Source organism: Leucobacter sp. M11 (assembly GCF_035726885.1).
In the GTDB taxonomy this organism is placed as follows: Bacteria; Actinomycetota; Actinomycetes; order Actinomycetales; family Microbacteriaceae; genus JAPFRB01.
Genome location: NZ_JAPFRB010000003.1, coordinates 72,200 through 75,393, shown reverse-complemented (window position 1 = coordinate 75,393; position 3,194 = coordinate 72,200). Strand labels below are relative to the sequence as shown.

Below are 3,194 nucleotides of genomic sequence, written 5' to 3'. Positions count from 1 at the left end.
GGAGGAGACAGCCGGCGAGGGCCAGCAGCCACAGCCAGGAGTGCCCGAGGGGCTCCCAGCGGGTGCGGGCGCCGAGGTCGGCGAGCCACGCCTGCGCCAGCCGGGCGGGCTCGGTGACCGCCGCGGCGCGTTCGGGCACGCTCAGCAGGAGGGCGACGGCCCCGCCAAGGAGCAGGCCAAGCCCGCCGAGAAACAACAACACTCGATTCAGGAGTCGGGGTTCGGTGCTCATGTTCCCACCTTTCCTGAGGGGTTGACCGCGACCGTGAGCCGGAGCCGCGGGCTGAGCCGGGCCAGTTCGGGCTCGGCGCTGATCGCCTCGCGAACGCGCTCCGGGTCCACGGGAACTCCGCTGCGCGGCGTAATCAGGACCCGGGCCGCGCTGCGGGACAGCTGGACAGAGACCTGCTGGGCGGGAACGCCCGCGGCGAGCTGGGCGCTCCGCGCGAGGCGCGCGGCGAGCGCGCGGTCCTCGACCACCACCGCGGCGGCGTCGAGGGCCTCGCTCCGGGCGCGGCTGCGGCCGGGGAGGAGGGCCGCGAGAATCGCGATGACCCCGAGGATGAGGACGCCGACGGCGACCGCGGTCGCCCAGGCGGGCAGCTCCGTTCCGCTGGGCTCGGCGAGGAGCGCGACGGGTGTGCCGGGGGCCAGGAGGAGCGCTTCTCGGCCCAGCAGGTGCAGCACGGTTTCCGTGCCGAGCCAGGCCGCGACGCCGAGCGCGAGGAGCGCCACCAGGATCGCGCCGAGGCTGCGCCCGCTGTGCGTTTCGCGACGGATGATCCGCTGGGCGGCGTGGGCGCTCATCAGCGCACCCGCCGCTCGGGCGGGAACTGCGCGCCCGTCACCGTCAGCTCGCAGCGGCCGACCAGATGGCCCGTCAGCTGTTCCACGCGCGACGCGATGGAGCGGCGCGATCCCTCCAAGCGCTCGGCGAGGGGGAGCCGTTCCCCGCGCTGGCCAAGCGCCTCCAGCGCGGTGGGGGCGGCGACGCTGAGCGAGAGCCGCCCCTGCGCGTCCCCGATGCTCGCCCGGACCTCCCGGGCGGGCACGCGAAGTTCGGCGGCCGCGGTCGCCTCCGTGACCCGGTTCAGCGCCTTCGCGCTGAGCACCGTGCGCCCGGGGACGAGCGGCCCGGGAACGGCCGCTGAACCGGCGCCGGTCACGGGTATCGCCGCCCTCGGAGGGCGTCGCTGAGGGCCCGCACGTCGAGCTTGCCCTCGACGAAGCGCCCGATTCCCGCGCCGAGCGCGATCGCGAGGCCCACGAAGAAGCACGCCCAGAACCCGAGGATAATCCAGGTCAGGGCCAGAACGGCCCCGATCGCCATCCCGGTGGCCGTCGGGCTCATCGGACCCTCGCCTCGCCGTCCTGGCTCTCCCGAGCGCGGTCGCCCCCCGCGGTGCGGGGCGCTGCCCCGTGCTCGTCTTCCTCGCTCGGGACGTGGACGTCGCTGATGGTCACGTTCACCTCGGCGACCTCCATCCCCACCAGATCGGTGATCGCGGTGGCAACGGCGGCTCGAACCTGGTCCGCGAGCGCCTGCAGGGGGACCGGGTACTCCGCGACGAGGGAGATATCGGCGGCGACCTGACGCTCGCCCACCTCGACGGACACCCCCTGGGTGAGGTCCGTGTTGCCCACGGCCTCGCGCACCGCGCCGACCATGCGGGCCATCCCGCCGCCCAGGGCGTAGACGCCGGGGACGTCGCGAATCGCGATGCCCGCGACCTTGGCGACGACGGCGTCATCGATGACGGTGGTGCCCGCGGTGTGCGTGCCGTCGGCCGCGCTGGCGGCCGCGGCGGCGCGGGCGGGGGTGGCGCCCGGTGCGGCCGGGCGGGGAGTAGCGTTCGTCTGCGTGTTCTGCGAGGGGACCATGCTGTTCACTCCTTGTTACCGATTTGTTTACCCCGCGCTCTGTTGCAACGGGGCCAGCTGGGTTAGCTTCGGGAATAGGACGGGGCCGCACCGAGAAACGTCACAAAGTTTTTTCCGACGTGACGCGGGTCTGGCTCCGAAAGGGGGAGGCGATGCGTGGACCCCTCTGGCTGCTCGACGCCGAGGATGCGCTGCTCGCCGAGCGCGCCGCGGACGGCGATGCCTGGGCCTTCGAGTGCCTCATCCGCCGCCACCTGGGCATGATGAGGGCCATCGCCGGGCAGCTCACCCGCTCCGCGCACGACGCCGACGACGCCGCGCAGGAGGCCTGCCTCACCGCCTGGCAGACGATCGACAGCCTCCGGGAACCCGCGAAGGTGCGCTCCTGGCTCCTCCGGATCACGTCCCGAAAAGCGATCGACCGAATTCGCGCGCGCCGCGGCGAGCTCGACCTCGACGCGGTCGCCCCGGCCTCGGATCCCGGCGCGGGGCCTGAGCAGCGCACAGAAGTCAGCGTTCAAATGACGGAACTGTCCCGTATCCTGAGTGCGTTACCCGACCTGCAACGCACCGTGTGGATCCTGAGGGAGGAGGGCGGAATGTCCTACCGAGAGATTGCCGAAGCACTCGATCAGCCGGAGAGCACCGTCCGCGGCGCCCTCTCCCGCGCCCGGCGGGCGCTCCTGGTGGGACTGGAGGGCTGGGCATGAACCACGCCGACGACCTCCAGGAGGGCCCGGAACTGCTGGCCGAGGAGCCGCGCTACGGCGGCTTCACCCTCGACGAGCTCGCGGAGTATCTCGACCGGGGGCGGACCCCCAGAAACCCCGAGATCGAGGCCAACGAGGAGTGTCGCTCGGTGCTCACCTCCCTCGCGCGCGTGCGCACCCTGACGGGGGATGCGCTCGCCGCCGAGGCCACCGTGCACGGGCACCTCGATCAGCCCTGGGTGGAGCGGGTGTTCAGCATGATCCGCGCGGACGCTCGGGAGGGCCGCGCGATTCCGGTGCGGCATCCGCACCCGGCGGTGCGACTGTCGATCTCGGAGCGTGCGCTCCGCGCACTCATCCGAGCGTGCGGCGATCAGGTGGCCGGGGCGGTCATTGGCCGGGTGCTCTTCCACGGCGACATCGACGTGGCCGGCGCCCCCGTGGCGGTCGAGGTGCGGATCGCGCTGTTTATGTTCACCGCGGTGTCCGCGGTGGCTCAGCCGCTGCGCGATCGGATCGGGCGGGTGATCCGCACGCACACCGACCTGGCGCTGACCGAGGTGAACCTCGTGTTCACGAACGTGATCCCGGCCCCGGTTCCGC

The 3,194-nt window shown here is 72.9% G+C and carries 6 protein-coding genes and 1 pseudogene; 2 read left to right on the top strand and 5 right to left on the bottom strand.

Annotated elements, in window-relative coordinates; translation table 11 throughout:
* The 5 genes and pseudogenes from OOT08_RS08580 to OOT08_RS08560 all read right to left on the bottom strand — a co-directional run.
* Nucleotides 1-232: pseudogene (locus tag OOT08_RS08580) on the bottom strand (hypothetical protein); the annotation flags it as partial.
* The gene (locus tag OOT08_RS08575; RefSeq protein ID WP_325092215.1) at nucleotides 229-807 is read right to left on the bottom strand and encodes a hypothetical protein; all 579 of its coding nucleotides are present in this window, start codon (nucleotides 805-807) and stop codon (nucleotides 229-231) included. The gene OOT08_RS08575 and the pseudogene OOT08_RS08580, both read right to left, overlap by 4 nt.
* Nucleotides 807-1,166: a hypothetical protein gene (locus tag OOT08_RS08570; protein WP_325092213.1), complete on the bottom strand. Its 360-nt coding sequence runs from the start codon at nucleotides 1,164-1,166 to the stop codon at nucleotides 807-809. Before OOT08_RS08570 ends, OOT08_RS08575 begins: the two co-directional genes overlap by 1 nt.
* On the bottom strand, nucleotides 1,163-1,351 hold the full coding sequence (locus OOT08_RS08565) for a hypothetical protein (RefSeq protein ID WP_325092212.1): 189 nt from the start codon (nucleotides 1,349-1,351) through the stop codon (nucleotides 1,163-1,165). Before OOT08_RS08565 ends, OOT08_RS08570 begins: the two co-directional genes overlap by 4 nt.
* Nucleotides 1,348-1,881, bottom strand: coding sequence for an Asp23/Gls24 family envelope stress response protein (locus tag OOT08_RS08560; protein WP_325092211.1), 534 nt, complete (start codon nucleotides 1,879-1,881; stop codon nucleotides 1,348-1,350). The genes OOT08_RS08565 and OOT08_RS08560 overlap by 4 nt, the downstream gene beginning before the upstream one ends.
* A 152-nt stretch (nucleotides 1,882-2,033) precedes the next feature.
* Here OOT08_RS08560 and OOT08_RS08555 point away from each other — a divergent pair, with 152 nt between their 5' ends.
* Complete coding sequence (locus OOT08_RS08555; protein WP_325092210.1) at nucleotides 2,034-2,591, top strand: RNA polymerase sigma factor; 558 nt, start codon at nucleotides 2,034-2,036, stop codon at nucleotides 2,589-2,591.
* On the top strand, nucleotides 2,588-3,194 hold a 607-nt coding region (locus tag OOT08_RS08550), incomplete at its 3' end, for a hypothetical protein (RefSeq protein ID WP_325092209.1). The genes OOT08_RS08555 and OOT08_RS08550, both read left to right, overlap by 4 nt.